This window comes from Thalassospira sp. MCCC 1A03138 (genome assembly GCF_002115785.1).
Lineage (GTDB): Bacteria > Pseudomonadota > Alphaproteobacteria > Rhodospirillales > Thalassospiraceae > Thalassospira.
Genome location: NZ_JFJY01000004.1, coordinates 204,075 through 229,392 on the forward strand (window position 1 = coordinate 204,075; position 25,318 = coordinate 229,392).

Sequence of the window (25,318 nt, forward strand, 5' to 3'; positions counted from 1 at the left end):
GGTCTAGCTTCCCTGTTTGCCAAACCACGCGCCAGTACGGCGCAATCCGTCATACGCATCCACAGGCGGTTGCCAGTCCAGCAGTCGACGAATGGCGCGACTGTCAATTTGCAACGAGCCCGTCAAACGCGAAACCTGCGCACTTTTGCCGGTTACCCGACCCAGCAGGGCCAGAACCCCTTCGGGTACCGGCAGCAAAACCGGTTTTTTTCCCATTCCCTCTGCCAGCAGGCGGATCATCTGGCCAATTGAATGATCAACCCCGTCCGAAACAAGGAAGGTCTGATTTGCCGCCCCGGGATGTGCCACCGCGGCCACACACGCATCCGCCAGATTATCGACATGCACAAGGGAACGGTGATTGTCTATCGCCCCCAATGGCAACGGCATTCCACGACGGACCAGCTTCGTCAGTGCCGCAAAATTCGCCCCGACATTTGGCCCATACACCAAAGGCGGCCGCAAAATGGTGACTTCCAGACCGGTTTGCGCAGCAATGTCGCGTAGCATCTGTTCCGCCTCGGCCTTGGATTGCCCATACGGGTCTTCCGGTGCCGTCGGACTGCTTTCATCAAAGGCCCGGTTTGTCGTCGCCTCGCCGTTCACCTTGATCGAGCTCATGAAAATCAGCCGCTTAACACCCTGCGCATGTGCCGCCCGTGCAAGGCCCGCCGTCCCGTCAACATTGACCGCGCGAAATGCCGCCAGCGGATCATCGGACTGGTCATTCATGACATGCACGCGCGCGGCCAGATGAATAACCGCCTGCACATCTTTCAGATGATCTTTCCAATCGGTTGTCGCATTGATATCGCCAACAACCCGGCTATCGATTGCCACACCATCGACAGGCTGCGCCAAGGCATCCGCGCGGCGCAACAATGCGCGTACCCTGTATCCCTTCGCCAACAGCGTTCTGCAAACCGCCTGCCCGACAAAGCCATTGGCACCCGTCACGGCAACCCGTACCGGTTCACTCATTCTCCATATCCCCTGTTTCGGATGATCCTGCACCGTCTGACGAATTCAGCCGCCCCTGCAAATCCGCCAGTACATATAACCGCAGGGCACTTGAAAGGTTGCCGTCGCGGCCTTCGTCAACCTCGGCTACCAGTTCGGCAATTGCCATGTCGCGCCGTGTTGCGATGCCCTGAAGTTCGGACCAGAATGCATCTTCAAGCGAGAAACTCGTCCGGTGTCCGGCAATTGTCACAGATCTTTTGCGAACGTCGCTGCTCATCGGCCTGTATATCTTCCCAATCCTCGGCAACTCGATCATCATGCCGGTGGCGTCACCCGATCATGATAAGGCATCCCTATGAAATTCATACATCTTTCCGATACGCATCTGCTGGCCCGTGATGATCTTTCGCGTCCGCCGCATTCGGGTGAAACGCTGCGTGCCGTCATTGCCGAGATCAACGAATATCATGCTGATGCCGCGATCTGCGTGATTACCGGCGACATCACCCATCATGGCCGCCCGGAACAATATGACCACGCGGTCGAACTGTTCGCGACCCTTGCCATGCCGTTTATCATGATCCCGGGCAACCACGATATCCGCGAACCGATGCTGGCCGCCTTCCCCGATGTGCCGCGCGATGAAAACGGCTTTATCAATCATGGTCAGACAATCGGCGGCATCCGCTTTGTGATGCTTGATACCATCGTCCCCGATGCCCATCACGGCACATTGTGCGATACCCGGCTTGACTGGCTGAAACGCGAACTGGCAGAGCACCAAAACCTGCCAACGTTCCTGTTCATGCATCACCCGCCGCTTGATATGGGCCTGCCGTTTCTTGATTCGATCCGGATGGATGCAGACGCCGAACTGGCCGCCATCATCAAGAACAATCCGCAGATCAGGCATATCTTCCTTGGCCACCTCCACCGCCCCAGCAACGGCATCTGGCAGGGTATCCCGTTCAATGTCGGCGGCAGCAGCCAGAAGGGCGAACCGTTCGACATGCGTCATGAAAAGGAAGAAGAACTGGTTGAACGCGCCCCGTTAAAGCCGATGTTCGGCATCGTACTGACCGATCCGTCGGGCAATGTGCGCTATCATTATGAAACGGTACCGTTCGACTAGGATCACGGAGCGGGGCGCGCCCATTCCGCCAGCACCACCGGATCACTTTCCATGCGTTCATGACGGGATCGCAGGGCGTCAAACGCCTTGCCATCCATCAATTGCGACAGCGCCCAGACCGCCGATCCGCGCACAAGCGGGCTGTCGTCGGTCAAAAGGCTTTCGACACGCGGCACAAGATTGACCGCCCCGCTATTGCCCACCGCCGTCAGGACATTGCGCAAAAACTTCGCCCGCCCGATCCGCTTGATCGGCGATCCGGCAAAGAAACTGCGAAATGTCTCGTCATCAAGATCAAGGAAATCGGCAAGCCTTGGCGCAGTCAGTTCGGCGCGCGGGATAAAGGCCATTTCCTGCGTCCGGCTGGCAAACTTGTTCCACGGGCACACCGCCAGACAATCGTCACAGCCATAAATCCGGTTCCCCATCGCGCGTCGAAACTGGGGCGGGATCAAGCCATCATGCTCGATCGTCAGATACGAAATGCATTTGCGCGCATCAAGTTTGTAGGGCCCCGGAAACGCATCGGTCGGGCAGGCCGAAAGGCATTTGGCGCATGACCCGCAATAATCGATTTCCGGTTCAGCCAGATCAAATTCAAGCGTCGTGAAAACCTCGCCCAGAAACAGCCAACTGCCATAGTCGCGCGACACAAGATTGGTATGCTTCCCCTGCCAACCAATCCCGGCGGCCTGCCCCAGCGGCTTTTCCAGCACCGGAGCGGTATCGACAAACACCTTGACCTGTTCGCCATCAGCACCCGCTTTCTGCGCCTGTTCGATCATCCAGCGCGCAAGCTGTTTGAGGCGTTTCTTGATCAGGTCATGATAGTCGCGATTTCTGGCATAGACCGAAATCATCGCCCGGTCGGGATGGTCCAGAAGGGTTAGCGGATTTTCCGCAGGGCCATAGTTGGAACCCAGAACAATGACGGATTTGACATCCGGCCACAGCATTTTCGGATCGCGACGGCGCGGCAGCCGTTCCGGGTCATTCATCCAGTCCATGGTGCCATATTCTGCAGCGGCGACAAATTCATCGAGCCGCGCCTGATTGCGTTCGTCAATCTGCGGGCGCGCCACGCCACAGACATCAAAGCCGATTTCACGGGCTTTGGCCTGAAGGCTTTCAAGGGTGATGGCAGCAGCAACCGTCATGGCAAAACATCTGGGTCGTTTTCTCTCTCTGTGCTGCCTTATATATGTTTGTCACCGAAACGCAAAAGGCCGCAGCACATGGCTGCGGCCTTTTGAAACGACACCGAGCGAAATCAGAAGCGATATCGCAGCGTCGCCAGAATTGTGCGTTCCTCGCCATAATAACAGTTATCCGACCACTGCGTGATCAGGCAGGATGCGACATATTCCTCGTCCATCAGGTTGTTCACATTCAGCCGGAAATCGGCATTGTTCATGCCAACCTGCGCCAGATCATAGTTCAGCACTACATCAACCAGCGTGTAGTCCGGAACCATAAGGGTGTTCGCCTCGTTCGCGGCAGTTTCACCGACATAACGGATACCCGCCCCGATGCCGAGCCCGTCAAGCGCCCCCTGATCAAAGCGGTAATGCCCCCAAAGCGACACCATATGTTCGGGCACCTGCTGCGGGCGATTGCCATCCTTGACCGAACCCGGCGCATCAAACGACGCGTCGGTATAAGTGTAACCGGCCAGCACGCTAAGATTGTCGGTCAGTTCGGTCCGCGCCTCAAGCTCAATGCCTCGGGATTCAATCGTTCCAACCGGCTCCCATGCCGTCGTCAGGTTGTTATAAACCGCAACGTTTTCCTGTTCGATATGGAATGCCGCTGCACTCAGCATCGTTCTGCTGCCTTCAGGCTGGAATTTTACACCGACTTCATATTGCGTGCCTTCGGTCGGTTCTAGCGGTTTGCCGGATGCGTCACTCGACAGGCTGGGATTGAAGGATTCCGAATAATTGAAATAGGGCGCGATGCCGTTATCAAACAGATAAAGCACACCACCGCGTTTGGTAAGCTTGCTGCGATCTTCACCCTGTTCAACATTGGTCAAACGGTTCAGGTTGCTGGTTTCCAGCCAATCCTGCCGAAGGCCAAGCGAGAAACGCCAGTTTTCATAGGCCAGCTGATCCTCGGCATAAAGCCCTGCCTGTTCAAGGGACCGGCTGTTGCTGTTGGTGATTGTTCCCAAAGCAACCCCGGGGCTACCATAGACCGGATTGAATGCATCAATGTTCGATGCCCCGGTAAACAGCCATTCGTTTTCACTTTTACGATCCTGATAGTCAAAGCCCATCAGAACCGTGTGATCGATCTCGCCCGTGGCAAAATTGGCTTCGGCCTGGTTATCCACCGTAAAGGCCCGAAGGCTTTCATCCCCACCGCCATAGGTACGGGTCAATTCGTTTAAGGTGCCGCTCCAGCCCGTCTGATAGATCTGGTCAAGATGCACATCGGCATCAAGGAAGCGGAAATTCTGGCGCACCGTCCAAGTATCGTCGAAATCGTGTTCAAACTCGTAACCAACCATATTCTGGGTGCGCTCGAAACTTTCCAATGCCGGATCACCGTCAAAGAAAGTGTTTGAGATATACTGGCCGTTACGCGGGAAAAGCGTGCCTTCGGACGGAAGCCCATTATGGGTGCCACCTTCCGGGTCTTTCTGGAAATAACCCGACAGTGTCAGGCGTGTATCATCGCTGATATTGGCTGTCAGTGACGGGGCAATGGCATAACGTTCTTCTTCGGTGCCTTCGAACTGGGTGTCGGATGCATCTGCCTTGCCGACAACGCGATAGGCAAGCTTGCCCGCCTCGTCCAGCGGACCGGTGAAATCAAAACCGACCCCGCGCTGATTGCGGCTGCCATAGGAAAGTTCGACTTCGCCCTGCTGTTCGAATTGCGGCTTCTTGCTTGATAATGCCACCAGACCACCGGGCGAACTGCGACCATAGAGAACCGATGCCGGGCCTTTGACCACATCGGCACGTTCGACGAAATAGGGATCGATCTGCATCGAGCTATAGGTCGAATCATCGCTCATGGTTTTCAGGCCATCGAGATAGATATTATCGATACTGCGATCCACCAGACCACGCAGGATAATGTAATCGTACCGGTTTGATGCACCGACCTGTCCGGTAAAGGCACCGGGCGTATAGCGCATCGCCTGCATCACCGTCTGCGATCCCTGATCTTCCATCTGCTCCTTGGTCACCACGCTAATGCTTTGCGGTGTTTCAAGGATCGGCGTTCCTGTTTTGGTTGCCGCACGCGACCGGGTCGCGACATACCCGTCCACCGGCCCATCGGCGGTTTCGGTGACCGCATTGGCTTCGACCCGCACCGGATCAAGCACCGTTTCACCACTGGCGGCAATCTGTTCAATCGTGACCGTGTTATCCTCGGTAAAGTGCCAGGTGTAACCCGTCCCGCTCAGAAGCTGCCCCAGTGCCTGATCAACCGTCATTTCCCCCTGAACAGCGGATGCCTGAACCCCGGAGATCCCGCCGGACGGGAAGAACAGACGCACACCTGCCTGATCGGCAAGGCTGGTCAGGGCCCGGTCAAGGTCCTGTGCCGGGATGCTGAAATCAATCACGCTCGCCTGTGCGATTTCGGCATTGTCCCGCGACGCGGCAATATCGGCCGCCGTCGCATAAAACGGTGTAATAGCAACAATGCCGGAAATCACCGTGGTTACCGCAAGACGGCGTTTCCAGCCCATCAGCATCATCCGCCGGGCCACACAAACGTTTGTATTCATTCCATAAGCCTTTTCGTCAGAAACCCCAATGCGAATGAAATTAAGAACCGAAATCATTCGCTGTTGTTTCTGAGACGAAACCGCCTAACGTGATTTGCAGTAAAAAATTCAAAAAATTTTCCGAAGCCGGATAGAGACAGGAAAAAGGCCAAAAAACAGGGGATTGGGCCGCCGGCAGAAGATCAATAGATGACGGTCAGGAGCGGCAACCGGGTGACACGCGCCGACGTCGTCTGTTCGATGGAGGCGAAAATCGCATCAAGGTCGGCGGTTTCAAACACCCCCGTAACCTTAAGCCCGCGCAACGCATCCCGCGCCACAACGATTTTCCCCGGCTGATAGCGTTGCAGTTCTTCCATCACATCCGAAAGGGTCCGCTGATTGAAAATCAGCTTACCGCGCTGCCAGCTGCCATAGGCGGCAAGATCGGCATCCGTGATCTTTTTCAGCCCGCCATTGCCATCATAACGCACCTGTTGCCCGACGGTGATCCGCACCGGTTCACTGTCGCCACTGGTGACTTCGACAATGCCTTCGCGCACGGTGACATTCGCCGCGTCCCCGTCAAGCCGAACCCCGTAAACCGTGCCAACCGCGCGTGCTGCCCCCCCATTGGCGGAAACGACAAACGGATGATCGGCATCCTTTGCCACGTCAAAAATCACTTCGCCCGATGCAAGGCGGATTTCGCGGCGCGGACCGGAAAAATCAACGGAAAAGGCCGATGCGGTATTCATATGCGCAACCGACCCATCGGCAAGCGTCACCACGCGCTGCTGCCCGATGGCCGTACTGTAATCCGATGTCCAGCGCGCGATGGGCCCGGTTGCTTCCACCCCACCAAACACCGCCAGCATCAAGGCACAGACCATTGCCCCGGCAATGACAAGGCGTCCGGGCCGGGGGCCGGATACCCTGCGTTGTGCCGGTTGTAGCGTAAGTTGCCTGCGGGGTGTTGCGGTCCCCGGCGCGGGTGACTGGAAACTGCCGATCTCGTGCAGGATATCGGGATTTTCCTGCCATTGCTGCGCGGCTTCGGTTTGACCGACGGCGGCAAAAAGGCTTCGGGCCTCGGCCGCGGCACGGGCATAATCCGGGCTTTGCGCGCACCAGTCGGCAAAGGCTGCACGATCCCGCGCACCGGCATCGCCCGATTGCAACATCACGAGCCACTCGATCGCCTGATCGCCAAGATCAGTCGCCACTGGCCTGTCTGTTGACTGCGGATCCGAATGCGCGGTTTTCAAAACCCGATACCCCGAAAATGGTTCTGTCCGGCCCCGGTTGCGGGGCCCTTACTGTTAAGACGTTTGGGCAGGGGCAAATCCACAATGATTTCCGTCATTATTTTTTACCCTCGCGCAGAAGCTCGTCCCGACAATGTTGCAGCGCGCGCACGATATATTTCGCCACCATGCTGTTCGATACGCCAAGGCGCCTGGCAATTTCACTGTGCGACAAACCATCAACCCGAAACATCAGCAACGCCATACGTGGCTTTTCTGGCAGTTTTTCCAATGCTTTATCAAGCAGTAAAATCTGTTCGCGATCCAGCACGATGTTTTCGGGGCCGGGTTTGGGATCGTGGATCGCATCGGTATCCTCGTCCATGTCGTGATGGGCGGTGATGCGTTTTTCGCGCCTGAGTCCGTCAATCGCAAGGTTCCCGGCAACCCGATAGACATAGGCACGCGGATTTTCGATCACGTCCCCCTGATCGGGTGTATCGGCAAGCCGCACATAGGTATCCTGCACGACATCGGCTGCGCGTTCATGGTCCCCGCCCAGCTTTCGGGTCAGAAACCGGAAAAGCTGTTCGTAATTTTCCTGAAAGCTTGCGATCAGAACCGATGCGCTGTTGCGCGCCATGGTCTTGCCCAAACGTGCCGTTGTCAAATGATACAGGTTCCCCCGTTCCGCCCGTGTATTAGCAAGAACCACAACACAAAACAATGAGAATAATTCGCATTGTTAATAACTATACATACCGGTACCCCCCAAAACAAAAGGCTGCCACCGGTTTCCCGATAGCAGCCTTTGATTTTGCATCAATTCCGGCAGACCTGGCTACTAGCCACGCCCGCGATAGGGCGCCACCCCCTGATCGGGGATCCACACCCCTTCGGGGGCCGGGCCGGTCTGGTAAAACACGTCAATCGGAATGCCGCCGCGCGGATACCAGTAGCCACCAATGCGCAGCCATTTCGGATCAATCATATCGGCAATCCGTTTGCCGACCTTGACCGTGCAATCCTCGTGGAACGAGCCATGATTGCGAAACGACGTCAGAAACAGCTTCAGCGACTTGCTTTCCACCAGCCAGTCACCCGGCACATAATCAATCACCAGATGGGCAAAATCCGGCTGACCGGTGATCGGGCAAAGCGATGTGAATTCCGGTGCGACAAACCGCACACAGTAATCGGTTCCCGCCTGCGGGTTCTGCACCCGTTCAAGAACCGCTTCATCCGGGCTGGCGGGCTGTTCGGTGGTCCCGCCCAGCATGGTCAGGTTGTCGTAAATGGTTTGATCGGCCATGTGATTAATCCTCGATGATCGGTACGGGATCAATGTCCCCGCCTTCCTGCCCGGCGTAAAAATCACGGGCGAACTGTTCCATGCGGCGCTGGGCAATGGCGTCGCGCATGCCGCGCATCAGGTCCTGATAATAGGCAAGGTTATGCCACGTCAGCAGAACCGCACCCAAAATCTCGCCTGCCTTGATCAGGTGATGAAGGTAGGCGCGCGAATATTTCGTGCAGGCCGGGCAATTGCACTGATCGTCAAGCGGACGATCATCATCGCGATGACGGCCGTTCTTAAGGTTCAGCGTCCCGCGATGGGTAAAGGCCTGCGCATTGCGGCCCGAACGGGTCGGCAAAACGCAATCGAACTGGTCAATCCCGCGCATCACCGCACCGACAAGGTCCGATGGCTTGCCAACCCCCATCAGGTAACGGGGCTTGTTGGCCGGCAGCATATCGACACAGAAATCAAGTGTATCGAACATGATCTGCTGGCCCTCGCCAACCGCAAGACCGCCCACCGAATGCCCCGGAAGGTCAAGTTCGGCCAGTTTTTCGGAACTTTCGCGCCGCAGGTTTTCAAAAACACTGCCCTGCTGAATGCCATAAAGCGCATAGCCTTCGCGTTCGACAAACGCATCCTTGGACCGTTTTGCCCAGCGCATCGACATGCGCATGGAATCTGCGGCCTGCTGTTCGGTCGCCGGGAACGGGGTGCATTCGTCAAACGCCATGGTGATGGTCGATCCCAGCAGATGCTGGATTTCCATCGACCGTTCCGGCGACAGCGCAAATTTGCGCCCGTCGATATGGCTTTTGAACGTAACACCATCTTCGGTGATCTTGCGCAGCTTGGACAGTGACATCACCTGATACCCGCCGCTATCGGTCAGGATCGGCTTGTCCCAATTCATGAATTTGTGCAAACCGCCAAGCCGCGCGATGCGTTCCGCACCGGGGCGCAGCATTAGGTGGTATGTATTGCCCAAAAGGATTTGCGCGCCGGTATCGGCAACGTTTTCCGGCAACATGCCCTTGACCGTGGCGGCCGTTCCGACCGGCATGAAGGCCGGGGTATCGATCACGCCGTGGGCGGTATGAATGCGGCCAAGACGGGCCTTGCCGTCGGTGGCCAGAAGTTCATAACGGAATTCAGTCATCAGCTTTTTTCAATCTTGCTGGCGCATTCAAGCAAGCTGCAATCGCCATAGGAATAGAAACGGTATCTGTTTTCAATCGCGTGGCCATAGGCCGCCTTCATGCGATCAAACCCGGCAAAGGCCGATACCAGCATGAAAAGGGTCGACCGCGGCAGATGGAAATTGGTCAGCAGCATATCGACCGCCCGGAATTTATAGCCCGGCGTGATAAAGATGTCGGTTTCGTTCTCGAACGGTTCAACCACCCCGTCTTCGCGCGCCGCACTTTCAAGCAGCCGAAGCGACGTCGTCCCCACCGCAATCACCCGTCCGCCCCTGGCGCGCGTTTCGTTGATCAGGTTGGCGATCTCGGGCGATATGCTGCCCCATTCGGCATGCATTTTGTGATCGTCGGTATCATCGACCTTGACCGGCAAAAACGTGCCCGCCCCGACATGAAGCGTGATCGTGCGGCGCTCAATACCGCGCGCATCAATTGCTGCCAGCAATTCCGGGGTAAAATGCAAACCCGCCGTCGGGGCTGCTACCGCACCGTCATGCTGGGCGAAAATCGTCTGATAATCCGATCTGTCCTGATCATCCCCGCCCTTTTCACGCCGGATATAGGGCGGCAACGGCATCACGCCATGTTTTTCAAGCGCTGCAATCAGATCGGCACCGGCAACGTTAAACCGCAGCAACACCTCGCCGCCGTCTTTCTTTTCCATGACTTCGGCTTCGAAATCATCGGCAACCCTGAAGGTTTCGCCAATGCGCAGCTTCTTGGCCGGTTTGGCAAAGGCGCGCCATTGAGCAAGACCTTCCTGCTTGTGCAGGGTCACTTCAATGCCTGCATCCCCGCGCTTGCCAAACAGGCGGGCCGGGATCACGCGGGTATCATTGGAAATCAGAAGGTCGCCGGGCTGCAGGATATCAGGCAGTTCGCGAACGATGCGGTCATGCGTTTCCCCGCCCGTCAGGTCAAGCATACGGGCACTGTCACGCGGATTGGCCGGATGTTCGGCAATACACTCACGCGGCAGATCGAAATCGAACAGATCGACTTTCATCAGAAAAACAAAACCTGCAATTATCAGAAAAAATCAGAGGGGCGCTTTATACCGCCCCTCTTTGCAAAACCTCAAGGCATCGCGTCGGAATATCAGCCCTGCATCAACCTTGCGCCGGCTCGGCATTCATCCGCGGGGTAATGATCGCCATCAGCAGACGGAACGGTGCCAGACAGGTCAGCGCCATGATGATCTTGGCGGTGAAATCGCCCATCGCCCATGTCTGCCAAGGAAGCCCGGTGCCAACGAATGCGATGGAAAAGAACAGCGCGGTATCCACCGCCGACCCGATCCCCGATGAAATCAGCGGTGCCTTCCACCAGGTTGCGCGGCGCAGCCTGTCAAACACCGTCACGTCAAGCATCTGCGCAATCAGAAACGCCGTTCCCGATGCAATCGCGATGCGCGTATCGGCAACGATCAACGACAGACCAACCGCAATCGCAAACCCGGCCAGCACCACAAGGCGTGCTGCCGCTGCCCCGCGTGCGCGGTTGGTCAGGTCAGTCACCAGAAACGCCACCGGATAGGTAAACGCCCCATAAGTCAGCCAGTCGGCCAAAACGCCCGGCAGCGGATATTCAACCAGAATGTTCGATGCAACAACCGTCACGGCCATTGCCAGAACGCCAATGATGGTGGCTTTCATCGTTTTTCCTTAACCAAAATCCTGACCAAAAGCAGAACGCACGCATAAGAAATCTCGCGGCCCACTTTGATTGGGCGACGATTCGGCACGGGTTTGATTCAAATTATGGTTGGGGTAGATACGCTTGCAGGCCCCACGCGTCAAGGAAAAACGGCGGTCAGACAAAGCCTGACCGCCGCTGCAGATCGCCACAAGCTGCTCCGGGGAAAAGGAGGAGCACCGTGCCGCGAAACTTCAATTCTGCGCCTAATTCCGGCGGAATTAAAGCATGATCCCGCGAATGGTGAAAAACAGCAACGCACCAAGGAAAGCCCCGGCCGGAACCGTGATCACCCACGCGGTCGCAATCGTCACCGCATAACGACGCCGCACCAGCAACCGCTTGCGCAGTTTCTTCTCGGCCTTTTCGGCCTGTGCCGGATCAAGCTGGCGCAGGGCTTCGATATGCTGTTTCTGTTCGTCGGTTTCGGTGTCTTCGCCAACCAGCATCGGCGCATTATCAACCCGGCGACGATGGCTCAGCGTTTCACGCAGGAACCCAACCCCAAACACTGCACCAACCGCGATATGGGTCGAACTGACCGGAAGGCCAAGCGCGGACGCCACAATCACAGTCAAAGCCGCCGACAGCGCCACGGTATAGGCCCGGATCGGGTCAAGCTTGGTAATCTTCGATCCGACCGTCTTTATCAGTTTCGGCCCGAAAAGGATCAGACCCGCCGAAATGCCAATCGCCCCAATCACCATCACCCATATCGGGATCGGGGCCGATGTGACGATCTCGCCGCTATCCACACCCGAAACGATGGCCGCCAACGGACCAATCGCATTCGCCACATCGTTTGACCCATGCGCGAACGACAGAAGGGCTGCCGATACAATCAGCGGAATACGAAACAGCGATGCGATTTCCTTGCGCCGCCCGGTCATGTTACGCGACGCATGCAGCACGGCCTTGCGGGTCGGCAACAGGGTGACGAAAAAGGCTGCGATACCGATAACAATGACCTGCCACGTATCAGCAGCCCAGATCTTTTTGATCCCCTTCATCATCAGATACATGGTGAAGGCCGATACCATCACACCAACCAGGATCGGCACCCATTTGCGGGCCGCTTCGACGCGGTTGTCGGTATAAAGAATTCTGAACTTGATAAAGGCAAGGAACCCGGCCGCGATCACCCCGCCCAGAACCGGTGAAATCACCCAGCTTGCGGCAATCGTGCCCATGGTCGGCCAGTTAACCGCGCCAATGCCGACGGCTGCCATACCGGCCCCCATCACACCGCCAACGATGGAATGGGTGGTCGATACCGGCGCGCCAAGCCACGTCGCAAGGTTAAGCCAAAGAGCGGCTGCCAGAAGGGCCGCCATCATTGCCCAGACAAAGGTCTGTGCATCGGGCATCTGGGTCGGGTCGATAATGCCGTTCTTGATCGTGCCAACAACATCGCCACCGGCGATAATCGCCCCTGCGGCTTCAAACACGGCTGCAATCAAAAGGGCGCCAACCATGGTTAGCGCCTTTGAACCAACAGCAGGACCAACATTGTTGGCGACGTCATTTGCACCGATATTCAGTGCCATGTAACCGCCGATCACCGCAGCGGCGATCAGAAATCCGCTTTGCGGCAAGCCCCCCATGTGAAAGGCGACAAAGGCGCTGCACGCCAAAAGAAAGACAAGCGCAAGTCCGAGCTTCGCACTCAGGGAGGCCGTCTCTCCGGCACCCGCATCCATGCGGCGCTGCCATTTGAGATCCTTATCCAGAGCGGTTTTCTTTGCGACCATGATCAACCGTTACTCAAAAGGGAATCGACGCGCGGATCATGTCGAAGCAAACCCGGTTTGTTAAGGTTTTTTTGCCTTTTCATGACAGCCATGTCCCGCAGCCACCCTCAAAACAGCAAAACGGCCCCGCACTGCAGGGCCGTTTTACGTTTGGAATGATCGTTAAAAGTTATCGACCGAACTGGTTCAAAAGACCTTTCAGCAATCCCTTGGCCGCATCCTTGCCGGCATCCTTGCTGGATCCGCCACCATCGGACGAACCACTGCCGCCAAGCGCCTTATCAAGGATATTATCCAGAACCTTGATCGCGACCTTGTCCATCCGTCCGGTAATCTCCGGGTTGCTGATATTGCCCTTGGCGTAAACGCTGAACGGCGGCAATTCTTCGATTTTCTCGGAAAAATCGAAATCGGCCTGCGTATCCATCTGCCATTTCGGCAGATCAAGGGTCGCATCGGCATCCGCCGTCCCCACACGCGATGTCGCTTCGACACGGGAGGTTTTGGCAATCCCGTTGGTAATCGCAATGTCGGCTTCAAGGCTCTGAACCAGATCGTTGTTACCGACCCCTTCAACCACCATTGCCTGCGGTCCCTGCTGCAACAATGCCTGAATGTTCAGCTTCGGATCGGCCGACCGTTTATCGGCATTGCTGAACCGGACATTGTTCAGAACAAGGTTCGCCGTGCCATTCAACGCACTGACCAGCTTGCGCGATGTATTGCCCGATGCGGTGACATCAAACTTCGTCGCTGCCCCGCCGATCACCGTGTCATTGGCAACCCGGATCGGGGTCAGCTTTTCGATATCCGCCCCGTCAAGATTACCTTTAAGCGCCAGCTTCGGCGTATCGGAATTGCGCGCATCAAACGTGCCATCAATCGACAGATCACCATCGCCCAGAAGGCCGGTGAATTTCTGAATGGTCAGAAGCCCGGTCACGAGTGTCGCCTTAAGGTCCGGCTCCACAAGGCTGTAGGTGTCGAAATCAAGCTGATCAAGTGCGACCGTGATATCCGCATCAATCGACCGCAGGGCCGATACATCAATCACCGTATCATCCCACGGCGTGCCGTCACGGGCATCAACAGTCGTAACCTTCATCGTGGTCGGCATATTGAAAGCCGCCCGGCGCGCACCGCTACCGCCTTCGGGCATCAGTCCGGCCCGTTTTGCCGCGGGCACGAACGGATCAACATTCAATACCCCGCCTGAAAGGGCCACGGCCAGTTTCGGCTGCGCCCCGGTGGCATCAAAATCCACATCACCCCTGGTTTCAAACGGACCGATGCCGAACTTCGCGATATCAAGCGCGATATTCTTGACATTGCCCTTGACCGTGCTGTCCAGAACCAGACGCCCCAGATTGCCCGACGGCTCATAGGTCGGTGCCAGCAACGGTAACACGCGGTTCAGGCTTGATGCCTGCATCGCAAGTTTGCCATCAATGCCCGGTGTTGCCCCGAACAGGTCGCTCAGCACCCCGTTCAATGCCACCTGCATCAACGGGTTGGATACATCAAGATCAAGGTTCGGGCCCGTTACCGGACCATTCAGCCCGATATTGGCCTGAATGCTTTTATATTCGCTGGCCGGTGCCGGAAGCGTCATACCCGTCAGCTTCGCCAGCGGCGCCAGCGTTTTGGCCGTGACTTTAAGCTTGATCCCCTCGAATGCCGGAACAGCCACATCGCCACGGAACACACCGCTGGCACTGGCCGAAAGTCCGGCCGCATCGGCCACCGCAAAATTGTTCAGCTTGATCTGCGAACCGCTCAGGCTGCCATCAATCGAAATGCCCTTGATCGACACGCCCGACGAAATGATTTCATCCGCCGCCAGTCGATAATTGGCCGCAACACCATCAAGCGGCGCCAGCGCATCCTTGATCGTCTTGACCATGGCATCGCTGCCCGCCGCCGGGCCTGAAGACGCACCCGATGATGTATCAGAACCACCTGTTGTGGTGCCGGAATCCGTTGTTGCCGCACCGTTGCCCGCTGGGCTTGCCGCATCGCCATTTCCGGCGGCTGGTGCTGCCGAAATATACTGATCCAGATTGATACGATCGAGCTTAAGACCAACACCAAGTGCCGGAAGCCCCTCGCCGCTCAGATTGGCGACGATGGCACCGCGAATGGCGGTATCATCAATCCGCATATCCAGATCGGAAATATCAAGCTTGTCAGGTGTCCCCTTGACCCCACCGGTCAACGAGAAACGACGCAGACGGTCAGCACGGATGCCATCAACATCCGCCCCAAGCCAGCGTGCCACCGCCCGAATATTTTCCGATGCCACCTCATAGGAAAGGGCCGCACTCGGCTTCGGACCTTCGCCGGAAATGCTGCCAAACACCGAGAAATCGGTCCCGCCCGGAAGACCGGCCGAAACTTCGTTCAATGTGATCTTGCTGTTGGCAATCGCGGCATTGATCCGCGCATTGTGAACCGGCGTCTGGTTATAGATCAGAGTTTCAACTTCGAAATCAATCGATGCCGTCAGATCAGCCGGGATCATCGGGCCATTGGCCGCACCCGATGTCTTGTCGCCCTGCGACGGGATGGATTGCCCACCAGCATCGCCCGCCGATCCATTTTCCGGGGTCGCCGTGCCGCTGCCACCCGTGCTGCCGGCACCGGTGTCCGGATTGGCACCATCACCCATATGGGTCAGGACAAGGATTGAATCGAGGTCAAGCTGATTGAAACGAAGCGCCACATCGGCCTTCATTTTCGGGTCCTGATCAATCGCAATCGCGCCCGATCCACGGGTTTCACCAAACCGGATCGACAGATCATTGATCGTGACGGATTTCGCATTGGCGGCAACCTGCCCGCCCAGATTGAACGGCTTGGCCGCGATATCAGGGATATCGGCACCTTCACCGGCAATCCGAAGGGCGGCTTCGCGCAGATCATCAAACTTGCCGTCAATCTGGCCGTTAAAGCCCGGATATTCCGCCGAAAGATCAACCTGACCGCTTAAATTGATACCGCCATCGACCTTGTCGATGCCAATCTGCATGCCGACCGGGAACGGGCCGGTCTGGCTGATTTCGCCTACATTGAAATTAAACGTCAGCGGAATCCCGCGATAGAAAACATATCCCTCGCCCTTTGCCGGACCATTCAGGCTGTCGGCCGAAACGCCAAGCGTCAGCCCCTCGATCCGCTCCGTGCTGCCGGGTGTGTGATAAAGGATTGTCGCATTTTCGATTTCAAGGCGGTCGATCTGGATCGTGCTGGCAAAATCGGATGAACCAGCATCGCTTCCGCCCGATTGAGCATCGGTTGCCGCCTGTTCTCCATTCGGTGCCGGGGATGCGGATGGCGGTGTGGTGATCGTACCGGCATCCGGCCCGCTGGGGGCCGCCTGTGCCGGATCAAACACCAGATTGTTGCTGCCATCTTCGAACGTCTCAATCGAAATCACCGGATCAATAAGGCTGATCTCGGTCACCTGCACATTGCCGGTCAGAAGCGGCATCAGGGCGACCGATATGCGGACTTCCTCGACCGACACCATGTCGGGGTCCTGCGCGCCGGGCAGATTACTGAGTGTGACCTGCTCGACCGACAGGGCCGGGAACGGCAGAACGGACATCGAAAGATCGCCGCGAATTTCAAGATCGCGACCGGTTGCTTCACGCACTGCCTGGGTGATCTGTGGCTTGTAACCGTTCCAGTCAATCAGGGAAGGAATGACCAACAGGGCAGCGATGATCACAACCAGAATGGCGCCAATCACGGCAAGGATCTTTTTCAACAGTCCGGCTCCGCTTTTTGCTCGGCACCGCTGAAACAGACATGTTTGCGCGGTGCGATGTTGTATTTATCTCAGTAGCATATGGCTCGTACCGCTCGTCGCAACAGAAAATGGCAACAAGTTGGTTGATGATACCATTTACGCACGTTTTCGGTACGCGCATTTCCCTGTTACCGGTTCACCTATGAATTTGTGAGCAAGACCCGCAGTAATCAAGCATCCCCTATGGAAAACCGCCCCCGCACCCTCATATGAAAAACCTGTGCCATTGAACACAGCCGATACTGGCAATTGTTTTGCGAAGTGATACTATAAACAAAAAAGAACACACCATCAGGGCGTTGAGCCTGTGTATCAGCCACCTTGATCAATTCTGATCAACAGGGTGCAGGGAGGATGCAGATGTCCGAAACCACAATCGAACAACCAACAGGTTCCATCGGCGGGCTTCCGCAGGGCATCGCGATCCGCGATGTCACAAGTGACCAGTCCGGCAAATGGCTCGAAGCAGGCTGGCGCGATTTCAAACGTACCCCGGCCATCGGTCTTGCCTATGGCGGGCTTTGCGTTATTGCCGGTTATCTTATTTTACTAAGCCTGTTCCAATCGGGTCAGCCCTATCTGACCCTGCCGCTCGGCGCCGGTTTCATGCTTCTGGCACCGGTGATTGCCGTTGGCCTTTATGAAACCAGCCGCCGCCTTGAAATGGGTGAAAATGTCACCCTGTGGCACAGCCTGAACGGTTTCCGGCGCAATCCCGGCCAGCTTGGCGCGATTGGCGTCGTCCTGATGCTGTTCTTTCTGGCCTGGACGCGCATTGCCATGCTGTTATTTGCGCTGTTTTACAATGGCTCGGTCCCGTCGCTTGATGTGCTGGTCTGGGAAACCTTCTTCTCGCGCGATGCCATCACCTTCCTGATTACCGGCACCATCCTTGGCGGTGTGCTGGCGATGATGGTGTTTGCCATTACGGTCGTCTCGATCCCGCTTCTGGTGGATCGCGATATTGATGTGATTACCGCCCTGATCATCAGTGTCGCGGCGTTTCGCAAAAACTGGCGGGTTCTGACCGGCTGGGCAGCCATGATTGCCGTCATGGCGGCGTGTGGCATGGTGGTGTTCCTGCTGGGTCTTGCGGTCATGATGCCGCTTCTTGGTTATTCCAGCTGGCATGCCTATCGCGGCCTGATCGACACCGAAAATGCCGAAGCCCGTCGGTTAAGACGCGTGGTGCCATAACCCCCTTCAAACAGCATTTCACAAAGGCCCAAAGATGCATTAAAGCAGCCTTGGGCCTTTGTTTTTACCAAAAGAAACCCGGCAAAACTAACCCGTGTTAGCAAGCTCAAAGTTCCCATGTGCTAAACCTTTCGATAGCTTGGCGGAAGTTCCGTCGGGCATTGTTAAGGCACCGCGCATGACACAGAAAACAGTCGAAGCCGACAAAACGGCCACCTCAATTCCCGCACCCATTCTCGAAGTTTTTAACGGACCGATTGCATCGACGGTTAAAAACAATTCCGAGACCATCGCCAATAGCATGCAGGTTGTCCCCGCAAGGCTTGGGGAATTTGTCGCTGGCCGGATCAAGGCCAATGTGCAGCTTTACCAGACGTGTCAGGAATGTACGGATTGGTCGGACCTGATGGATGCGCAACAAACCTGGCTAAAAGACACCAATGCCGCGTTCGCCGATCAGACCAATACCATCATCGCGATGACCCAATCCCTTTTTGGCCAGATCGAAATCCCCAAAGGCAAAGTGGAAACAAAAGTTTCCGATAAAGCCCACAAATAAGATCTGACGACATTGGCGATCTTCGATGTAACAGGCATCGAAACACATCACGAAAAAGGGCGGGATTTTGCGCCATGCAAGATCTCCGCCCGTCCGTGTTAAGATATTGAATAATTCTGTCTGGAAAGCATTTGATGAAAACCGTCACCCCGACTAAGCGGGATGTCGCACCGAGTTTCCACCTTTTATAATTGCCTTGATCAAATCATGAACGGCCAGGTGATGGGCATCGTCTTTCCCCCCGGCTTCAACGACGACATGGGCGTTGGCGGCATCTTCAAGAATACCAATAATATCCTTGTCCGTCATCAGACCCATATCTCCCAGACAAAGCAAGAGCGACTCACAAATCGAAAGGGCAGCAGCACCTTGAACGCTGTATTGGTCACCCACGTTATTCATCCTTCAAATGATCTTGAATTTATCGCGTCCATGTTGCGCAATATGACCCAAAGATTTATCATCATATTTGCAAAGAAGCGTAAACACAGATCAGGATTTTAAAAATATTGACACAATAATTTTGATTATTTTGTCAAGAAAGAAAAATATATGATTTCCTCTACAGATTTTGTCGTTAAAAAACTAAAATCTTTTATCGACCTGACCGACAATGAAATTTCCGTATTTTCTTCGCTACCACACAGATTGATTACGCTGGCCGCCGGTCGCGAAATTGTCCACGAAGGGCAGCGCGCCCATAACGCCTTTATTCTTGTTGATGGCTGGGTCGCATCATACAAACTGCTGCCCGATGGCACGCGCCAGATCATCGATGTTCAAATTCCCGGTGATTTTCTTGGCCTGCGAAGCCTGTTGCTGCGTACCTCGGATCACAGCTTCGAAGCCATAACCGATATTACAATCGCCGAAATATCTGCCCAGAACATGATATCCACCTTCTCGAAATCGCCCCGCCTGGCCAGTGCCGTTCTCTGGGCAGCATCACGCGATGAGGCAATGGTCGTCGAACATCTGGTCAATATCGGCCGCCGGTCCGCGATTGTGCGCACGGCCCACTTCCTGCTGGAACTTGGAAACAGATTGAATCTGATCGGGGTTGGCACCAAACACACCTATCCCTGCCCGCTGTCACAGTACCTTCTGGCCGATGCATTGGGGCTAAGCGCGATCCATATCAACCGTGTCCTTCGCCAGTTGCGCGAACAGGATCTGATGACCTTCCAGAAGGGGATCGTGCATTTCAAAAATCTTGAAAAACTGATCGCACTTGCCGATTTTCAGGTCGGCTACCTTGATCAGGACGAACCGATCATCAGGCACTGACATCGGTCGTCCCGGGCATAGATCGCCTTCATGCGATCAAAACACCTTGCCCGCCATCCACGCATCGACATCCTTTGTCGCCTGCTCTTCGGAAAGGCTGGCACGGACCTTGATCATATTGCAAAGCTGCCCTTTGGTCCGGATGGTCGAAAGATCATAATGCGTCAGGAATTCCCAATGCTTCTGCGCATCTCGCAGATATCCCTTTTTGCGGTCAACAACTTCGGCTGTTTCGTTACCCTGAAAACCAAACATTTCCGCTCTCCTTTTTGTGATCGTCTTGAATTCCAAAATGAAATGAAAGAGCCGGACAGGCCGAATGAACCGGGCCAGAATACACCAGCAAAAAACACGGGAAACCTCAACGCATAACCGTTGCAAATGGCGACCTGGCTGGTGAAGACCGGTTTGCACGGCGGATATCGCTCATCAATCGCAATTCCTGCTCGGAAACATCGCTGTCAAACATCGTCAGTTCCTCGGCTGCGATATCATCCATCATCAAGGCAAGCTCAAGCTCCTCAAGACAGACCTGAATGGAAACCCGGGCATCATTCGAAGCCGGCTCCCCATTGAGGTGCAAAAGCGTTAGCAACGGGATATAAGTGACGAAACAGTCCCCCGCCTCCAACTCCTCATAGGTTTCAACACAATAGACCCCCGCTGGCAGGCTGCGCACCCGTCCGGCCAAATGAAACGGATGTCTGAAACAGTAAACCTTTCGGATCGTGCGGACACTCATGGAAGCCTCCTGTATTCTCAAGTCAAACCCTGCTCTTGCGTCATGGCCAGTTAGAAAAAAACCACCCCGACGGAACGCCGGGATGGGAGATGTCAATAGGGGTAGGACATCAAAGTTCAGTTCAAAGCTTTGGTCGCTGCGTCGAGCGATTTGAAGCAATCAGGGTCGTTCTTGGCTTTGTGGGCCGTTTCGGCTGCCTGATAATGCTTCAACGCCGCTTCTTTTTTCGGACCGGAAGGCGCCTTATCCCAGGCAGCCTTGACAGTCTTCATTTTCTCGGCAGCGGACTGCCCTGAACTCTGTTGTTCTTTCATAGCCATTGACCTTAAGTCTTGGTTTCGTAAGGGCAATATAGGGGGACTTGTCTTGAGCATCGGGGGTCCGACTTTGGGCGACAAGGATTGTCCTAGCAAAACCGAATTTGAATAACTGAACATTCAGCATTCATGATCACTTTTAACCGAAATCCCAAAAGACAGAACTAACCTCTGTTTACTTCGGCCAAAATTTTATATCGTCATTACATTAGAAAAATAGCTGAACATCATTTGTGAATGACACGCCAGCGATAATGACAATCAACACAAGTATGATCGAACAGGGGAAATACCCCCACCTGCGACTAAAAGACCAGATCGGCATGGTCACGACAAATATCGATCCCAAAATCATCAGTATCAGGAAGGTAAGCGACATGATGCCCTCGTTGTATCGAGTTGCCGCCAAGATAAAGTACCTGTCCAAGCGGGGAAAATTTCGTCTTTTCATGATTATACAAAATTAAAATCCACGCACTGATCTGTGTTTGCTTACGCAATGAAAAATAAAAATAGACCAATAGATACAAAATTCGGATCAGCGTATAATAATAATCAAAACAAAACGCAAAGTGTGAAAATAAATGAAAATATCTCCTAACAATATATTCCACACACTCGAAACAAAATCAAATCTTCCTCTTGAAGGTTGCCCGTTCAGTACGCCGACACCTTTGCCAAGGAAAGAACCGGACGAAGGATATCCTCTGCGCTCGTAAAATGATTTTGCCTTCCCCACCGACGAATGCCCCGCACCATCGGACAAAAGTCATAGCCGGGGCCATCGCAAATGGAGCCTCATGACATGACGACCGTCAGAACAACCCAGAAAACATATGCCTTCCACCATCCCTTCCATCTGAAAGGCTTCGATCACAGTTTCCCGGCTGGTTCGTACAATGTTGAAACCGAAGAAGAAATGCTCGAAGGGCTGTCTTTCGTATCCAACAAACGGATCGGAACCACGCTGCATATGCTTCGAACGGCAACCACCCTCATTGAACCGAAAATCTTCAATATCGACCCGCGCGATCTTGACCTTGCCGTGCTTCGTGATCGCCATCAATGCGCCGAAGAAACCGGATTGTCAGACGCACCATCAATGATGTCACGCGTCGACAAGCTGGCAATAGAAAGAGGCGAAAACGAAGGCATGACGTCCCGTAAATAGGAGCCCAAAGGCACCATCTGCCGCGCCTCTGAATACGCCCAAAAGACAAAACACCGCCCAGTGATACGGGCGGTGTTTTGCTTTGCACAGGCCATAGTCGAAACCAGCATTTATAACCTAGCTGGTCGCCGATGCCCGCCGATCCGCTGGCCGTGCCGGGCGCACAAGGAACGTTCCCGCCACCACACAGCCCAGTGTCACGATCAGTTCCGGTCGCAATGTTTCCCCCAAAAGCAACGTACCCCCCGCAAGACTGGTCAGGGCCATGACATAGCCGATCTGGCTCAGGAATACCGGGCCTGCCACGCGCTGCAATTCGAAATGACAGATATACATCATGCTGGCGACCGCCATCTGAACCCCGATGATCAGCCACGCCATGGCATTGCCGAAATCGGGCACATGCAACCGATCACGACCGGTTTCAAACACAAGACACAGGATCGCACTGAGCAGCATCATCCCCGATGCCAGTGTCAGGGGCGATGCCCCTTTTGGCCATGCCACCGTCCGGTACACATTGCCAATCGCCAGACTGACCGGGATCAGCGCCGCAATCAGCAGATAAACCAGAAGGGTGCTATCGGGTGCACTGATCTGCGGCACATACAAAAACAGCACACCGCAAAAACCGACCATCAACCCCATCAGGCGCTTGAATTGCGCGGTTTCAATCCCGATCCCCATCGAAATCAGATAGGTCATCAGCGGTGGAAGCGCGGTAAACACACCGGCCATTGATGCCCCGATATAGGGAACCATGAAATAGCCAAGCCCCATCGGAAACGCCAGACTGACCAGACCGGCGACAAAATAATACCGGATATATTTGCCCCGCAGCGGCGGCAAACCACCCCGCCCGACCGACAATATCGCCAGTATCAATCCCGCGCCAAGACACTGCCAGAACAGATAGGAAAGGGCGGGAATACCTTCCTGCGCGGCAACCTTTGACAGCAGGATGGAACTGCCGCCCATCGTTCCGGAACCAATCAGCAATAAAACAGGTTTGAGCCAGGTGGCCCTCATGGTCTTGATCCTTCCTCGGGCCGGCGCGAATATGTGGGGCGCGCGGGCAATTTCAATTTTGGTGAAACTAACACAACATTACCAGTCGATCTTGCCGGTATTTGATCGTAGTTTATTTCCAATATGGAAATTATAGGGTTATTTGACCGGAATACGGGGAACAGGAATGGACCGTCTGCGCGCACTGGAATGTTTTCGTAAAATCGCCGAACGCGGCACATTTGCCGCCGCCGCCCGCGAACTCAACATGACGCCGGGCTCGATGACCAAGCATATCAACGCGCTTGAAGATCAACTTGGCGTGCAACTGATCGCGCGCACCACACGCCGCATGAGCCTGACCGAAGCCGGCGAAACCTATCTTGGCCGGATTACCGGCATTCTTGATGACATGACCGATGCCGATGAAACCGTGCGTGATCTTAACGACGGGCCGCGCGGACGGGTGCGTATCGCCGCTCCCATGTCGTTTGGCATCCGGCAACTGTCGCCGATGATTGCCGAAATGATTGATGCCTATCCCGAACTGACCATCGAACTTGAACTCAATGACAAGGTCGTCGATCTGGTGGACGAAGGATTTGACATCGCCCTTCGGATCAGTGAATCACTGCCCAATTCAAGCCTTATTGCCCGGCGATTATGCGGCTATTCTAGAGTCTTATGCGCAAGCCCCGCCTATATTGCCAAATCACCCCCGCTGACCAGACCCGAGGATCTGTTGCACCACAACTGCTTTGTTTACACCAATGACGGTCGTCCGGGTTTCTGGACCTTTCTTGATGGTGAACATGAACGCAGCGTTCAGGTCAAAGGCCGCTTTTATGTCAATAGCAGCCTTGCGAAGCGCGACGCACTGCTGCAAGGTTGCGGCATCACGCTGACACCGCGTCTGGTTGTCGACGATTTACTGCAAGACGGCAGGCTTGTCAGTCTTCTGGATGATTTCGCCCCGCGCGAGCTGGGCCTTTATGCTATATGTGCACCGCAACGTCATAAACTGCGTAAAATCAGGACCGTGATCGATTTCATGGTGCGGAAATTGCGCGTCAATAATGATCAGAGCATTCGATGACATCGCCCAAAACCATTTCGAAAAACCTTCTGGCATCACTGCCCGTCCTTGGTGTTCTGACCCTGGCAAACATCGCCCATGCCCAGCAAAACACCGCATCCGGTCCGCAATCGACCCGCACCCCCGATGATAAATGGGGTGTGTCGCTATCGGTTGAAAACGATCTGTTCACCAAGAACAATCAGGACCAGCATTACACCAATGGTGTCCGGCTTGCCTTCGTTTCCCCCGAAGACAACGCGCCAGAACCGGTGCTCAGTGCGGCCAAGGCCGTGCCGTTTTTCGCCTCAAACGGCCGCATCCGCACCAGCTATGCCATCGGGCAAAGCATGTATACGCCAAACGACATCACCATTGCCGAAAACCAGCCCAATGACCGCCCGTGGGCTGGTTTGCTTTATGGCAGTGTCGGGCTTCTGTCCGATACCGGCCTGCAGCGCGAAGAAGAAAGCAACTATTCGCGCATCGACACACTTGAACTGACTCTTGGCGTCGTCGGCCCGGCATCATTTGCCGACAATACCCAGAAAGTCGTTCATAAAATGATCGACAGCCCTGACCCCCAAGGCTGGGACAACCAGATTAAAAACGAACCGATCGTCAACCTTGCCTATGAACGCAAATACAGAAGCTGGTTCGAAGGCGACGTGCTTGGCCTTGAATATGACGCCACCCCGCATGCGGGTTTCATGCTGGGTAACGCTTACACCAATGCTGAACTTGGCACCATGTTCCGGCTGGGGTTTGACCTGCCGGCCGATTACGGCCCGCCGCGCATCCGCCCCAGCCTGCCGGGTTCGGACTTCTTTGCGCCCGACACGCGCGGCTTCCCCGTCAGCGGTTATCTGTTTGCCGGGGCTGCGGGCCGCTGGGTGCTGCGCGACATCACCCTTGATGGCAACACATTCCGCGACAGCAATTCCATCGACAAGGAACCGCTGGTCGGCGATCTGCAAATCGGTTTCGCCATCATCGTCGGACAGGCCCGCTTCACCTACACCCACGTCTATCGTACCGCCGAATTCGAAGGCCAGGACAAGGGCGATCAGTTCGGATCGCTGTCCATGTCCGTCCGTTTCTGATCCGATAGCCGATATTACCGCTCAAAAAACG

The 25,318-nt window shown here is 55.3% G+C and carries 25 protein-coding genes; 7 read left to right on the plus strand and 18 right to left on the minus strand.

Annotated elements, in window-relative coordinates:
* Window positions 1–3: 3 nt before the first annotated feature.
* Together TH468_RS10725 and TH468_RS10730 are read right to left on the minus strand one after the other, a co-directional pair.
* Entirely contained in the window at window positions 4–981 is a 978-nt protein-coding gene (locus TH468_RS10725; RefSeq protein WP_085643947.1) for an SDR family oxidoreductase, read from the minus strand.
* The gene (locus TH468_RS10730) at window positions 974–1,240 is read right to left on the minus strand and encodes a ribbon-helix-helix domain-containing protein (RefSeq protein ID WP_062958434.1); all 267 of its coding nucleotides are present in this window, start codon (window positions 1,238–1,240) and stop codon (window positions 974–976) included. The genes TH468_RS10725 and TH468_RS10730 overlap by 8 nt, the downstream gene beginning before the upstream one ends.
* Before the next feature lie 78 nt (window positions 1,241–1,318).
* On the opposite strand from TH468_RS10730, the gene TH468_RS10735 reads away from it, so the two are divergent.
* A complete protein-coding gene (locus tag TH468_RS10735; protein WP_085643949.1) occupies window positions 1,319–2,095 on the plus strand; it encodes a phosphodiesterase in 777 nt (258 codons plus the stop codon).
* Window positions 2,096–2,097: 2 nt separating this feature from the next.
* On the opposite strand, the gene queG is transcribed toward TH468_RS10735, so the two are convergent.
* From queG to TH468_RS10785, 10 genes are all read right to left on the minus strand, one after another.
* Window positions 2,098–3,252 carry a tRNA epoxyqueuosine(34) reductase QueG gene (gene queG, locus TH468_RS10740; RefSeq protein WP_085643951.1) on the minus strand — a complete coding sequence of 385 codons (1,155 nt, stop codon included), beginning with the start codon at window positions 3,250–3,252 and terminating at the stop codon, window positions 2,098–2,100.
* A 113-nt stretch (window positions 3,253–3,365) separates the two neighbouring features.
* On the minus strand, window positions 3,366–5,843 hold the full coding sequence (locus tag TH468_RS10745) for a TonB-dependent siderophore receptor (RefSeq protein WP_085644219.1): 2,478 nt from the start codon (window positions 5,841–5,843) through the stop codon (window positions 3,366–3,368).
* Between the two features lie 182 nt (window positions 5,844–6,025).
* Complete coding sequence (locus TH468_RS10750; RefSeq protein ID WP_139834692.1) at window positions 6,026–7,048, minus strand: FecR family protein; 1,023 nt, start codon at window positions 7,046–7,048, stop codon at window positions 6,026–6,028.
* 139 nt (window positions 7,049–7,187) lie between these two features.
* On the minus strand, window positions 7,188–7,712 hold the full coding sequence (locus TH468_RS10755; protein ID WP_085643955.1) for an RNA polymerase sigma factor: 525 nt from the start codon (window positions 7,710–7,712) through the stop codon (window positions 7,188–7,190).
* 201 nt (window positions 7,713–7,913) lie between these two features.
* A complete protein-coding gene (gene queF / locus TH468_RS10760) occupies window positions 7,914–8,381 on the minus strand; it encodes a preQ(1) synthase (RefSeq protein WP_062958438.1) in 468 nt (155 codons plus the stop codon).
* Between the two features lie 4 nt (window positions 8,382–8,385).
* The gene (tgt, locus tag TH468_RS10765) at window positions 8,386–9,528 is read right to left on the minus strand and encodes a tRNA guanosine(34) transglycosylase Tgt (RefSeq protein WP_085643957.1); all 1,143 of its coding nucleotides are present in this window, start codon (window positions 9,526–9,528) and stop codon (window positions 8,386–8,388) included.
* Window positions 9,528–10,577 (minus strand): tRNA preQ1(34) S-adenosylmethionine ribosyltransferase-isomerase QueA, encoded by a 1,050-nt coding sequence (gene queA / locus TH468_RS10770; protein ID WP_085643958.1) that lies wholly within the window; start codon window positions 10,575–10,577, stop codon window positions 9,528–9,530. Before queA ends, tgt begins: the two co-directional genes overlap by 1 nt.
* A gap of 103 nt (window positions 10,578–10,680) precedes the next feature.
* A complete protein-coding gene (locus TH468_RS10775; RefSeq protein WP_085643960.1) occupies window positions 10,681–11,226 on the minus strand; it encodes a queuosine precursor transporter in 546 nt (181 codons plus the stop codon).
* Between the two features lie 261 nt (window positions 11,227–11,487).
* A complete protein-coding gene (locus TH468_RS10780; RefSeq protein ID WP_085643962.1) occupies window positions 11,488–13,017 on the minus strand; it encodes an inorganic phosphate transporter in 1,530 nt (509 codons plus the stop codon).
* Between the two features lie 169 nt (window positions 13,018–13,186).
* Window positions 13,187–16,786, minus strand: a complete 3,600-nt coding sequence (locus TH468_RS10785; protein WP_085643964.1) for an AsmA family protein — start codon at window positions 16,784–16,786, stop codon at window positions 13,187–13,189.
* Window positions 16,787–17,188: 402 nt separating this feature from the next.
* Here TH468_RS10785 and TH468_RS10790 point away from each other — a divergent pair, with 402 nt between their 5' ends.
* Both TH468_RS10790 and TH468_RS10795 read left to right on the plus strand, forming a co-directional pair.
* Window positions 17,189–18,025: a DUF2189 domain-containing protein gene (locus TH468_RS10790; RefSeq protein ID WP_085644221.1), complete on the plus strand. Its 837-nt coding sequence runs from the start codon at window positions 17,189–17,191 to the stop codon at window positions 18,023–18,025.
* 178 nt (window positions 18,026–18,203) lie between these two features.
* Window positions 18,204–18,584 carry a hypothetical protein gene (locus TH468_RS10795; RefSeq protein WP_139834693.1) on the plus strand — a complete coding sequence of 127 codons (381 nt, stop codon included), beginning with the start codon at window positions 18,204–18,206 and terminating at the stop codon, window positions 18,582–18,584.
* A 153-nt stretch (window positions 18,585–18,737) separates the two neighbouring features.
* On the opposite strand, the gene TH468_RS10800 is transcribed toward TH468_RS10795, so the two are convergent.
* Window positions 18,738–18,977: a hypothetical protein gene (locus TH468_RS10800; protein ID WP_085644223.1), complete on the minus strand. Its 240-nt coding sequence runs from the start codon at window positions 18,975–18,977 to the stop codon at window positions 18,738–18,740.
* 159 nt (window positions 18,978–19,136) lie between these two features.
* On the opposite strand from TH468_RS10800, the gene TH468_RS10805 reads away from it, so the two are divergent.
* Entirely contained in the window at window positions 19,137–19,871 is a 735-nt protein-coding gene (locus TH468_RS10805) for a Crp/Fnr family transcriptional regulator (protein ID WP_085643970.1), read from the plus strand.
* Between the two features lie 36 nt (window positions 19,872–19,907).
* Here the strand turns inward: TH468_RS10805 and TH468_RS10810 are convergent, their stop codons facing one another.
* The 4 genes from TH468_RS10810 to TH468_RS22020 all read right to left on the minus strand — a co-directional run bounded on the left by TH468_RS10810 (window position 19,908) and on the right by TH468_RS22020 (window position 21,381).
* Window positions 19,908–20,126 carry a hypothetical protein gene (locus TH468_RS10810; protein WP_085643972.1) on the minus strand — a complete coding sequence of 73 codons (219 nt, stop codon included), beginning with the start codon at window positions 20,124–20,126 and terminating at the stop codon, window positions 19,908–19,910.
* Window positions 20,127–20,232: 106 nt separating this feature from the next.
* Window positions 20,233–20,613, minus strand: a complete 381-nt coding sequence (locus tag TH468_RS10815; protein ID WP_085643974.1) for a hypothetical protein — start codon at window positions 20,611–20,613, stop codon at window positions 20,233–20,235.
* 116 nt (window positions 20,614–20,729) lie between these two features.
* Window positions 20,730–20,927 (minus strand): hypothetical protein, encoded by a 198-nt coding sequence (locus tag TH468_RS10820; protein ID WP_085644225.1) that lies wholly within the window; start codon window positions 20,925–20,927, stop codon window positions 20,730–20,732.
* Window positions 20,928–21,138: 211 nt separating this feature from the next.
* The gene (locus tag TH468_RS22020; RefSeq protein WP_139834694.1) at window positions 21,139–21,381 is read right to left on the minus strand and encodes a DUF3309 family protein; all 243 of its coding nucleotides are present in this window, start codon (window positions 21,379–21,381) and stop codon (window positions 21,139–21,141) included.
* Window positions 21,382–21,735: 354 nt separating this feature from the next.
* Here TH468_RS22020 and TH468_RS10830 point away from each other — a divergent pair, with 354 nt between their 5' ends.
* Window positions 21,736–22,101: a hypothetical protein gene (locus tag TH468_RS10830; RefSeq protein ID WP_085643979.1), complete on the plus strand. Its 366-nt coding sequence runs from the start codon at window positions 21,736–21,738 to the stop codon at window positions 22,099–22,101.
* A 117-nt stretch (window positions 22,102–22,218) separates the two neighbouring features.
* On the opposite strand, the gene TH468_RS10835 is transcribed toward TH468_RS10830, so the two are convergent.
* On the minus strand, window positions 22,219–23,130 hold the full coding sequence (locus TH468_RS10835; RefSeq protein WP_085643980.1) for a DMT family transporter: 912 nt from the start codon (window positions 23,128–23,130) through the stop codon (window positions 22,219–22,221).
* A 166-nt stretch (window positions 23,131–23,296) separates the two neighbouring features.
* Here TH468_RS10835 and TH468_RS10840 point away from each other — a divergent pair, with 166 nt between their 5' ends.
* Complete coding sequence (locus TH468_RS10840) at window positions 23,297–24,205, plus strand: LysR family transcriptional regulator (RefSeq protein WP_085643982.1); 909 nt, start codon at window positions 23,297–23,299, stop codon at window positions 24,203–24,205.
* Window positions 24,202–25,287, plus strand: coding sequence for a lipid A deacylase LpxR family protein (locus tag TH468_RS10845; protein ID WP_085643984.1), 1,086 nt, complete (start codon window positions 24,202–24,204; stop codon window positions 25,285–25,287). The genes TH468_RS10840 and TH468_RS10845 overlap by 4 nt, the downstream gene beginning before the upstream one ends.
* Window positions 25,288–25,318 lie beyond the last annotated feature (31 nt).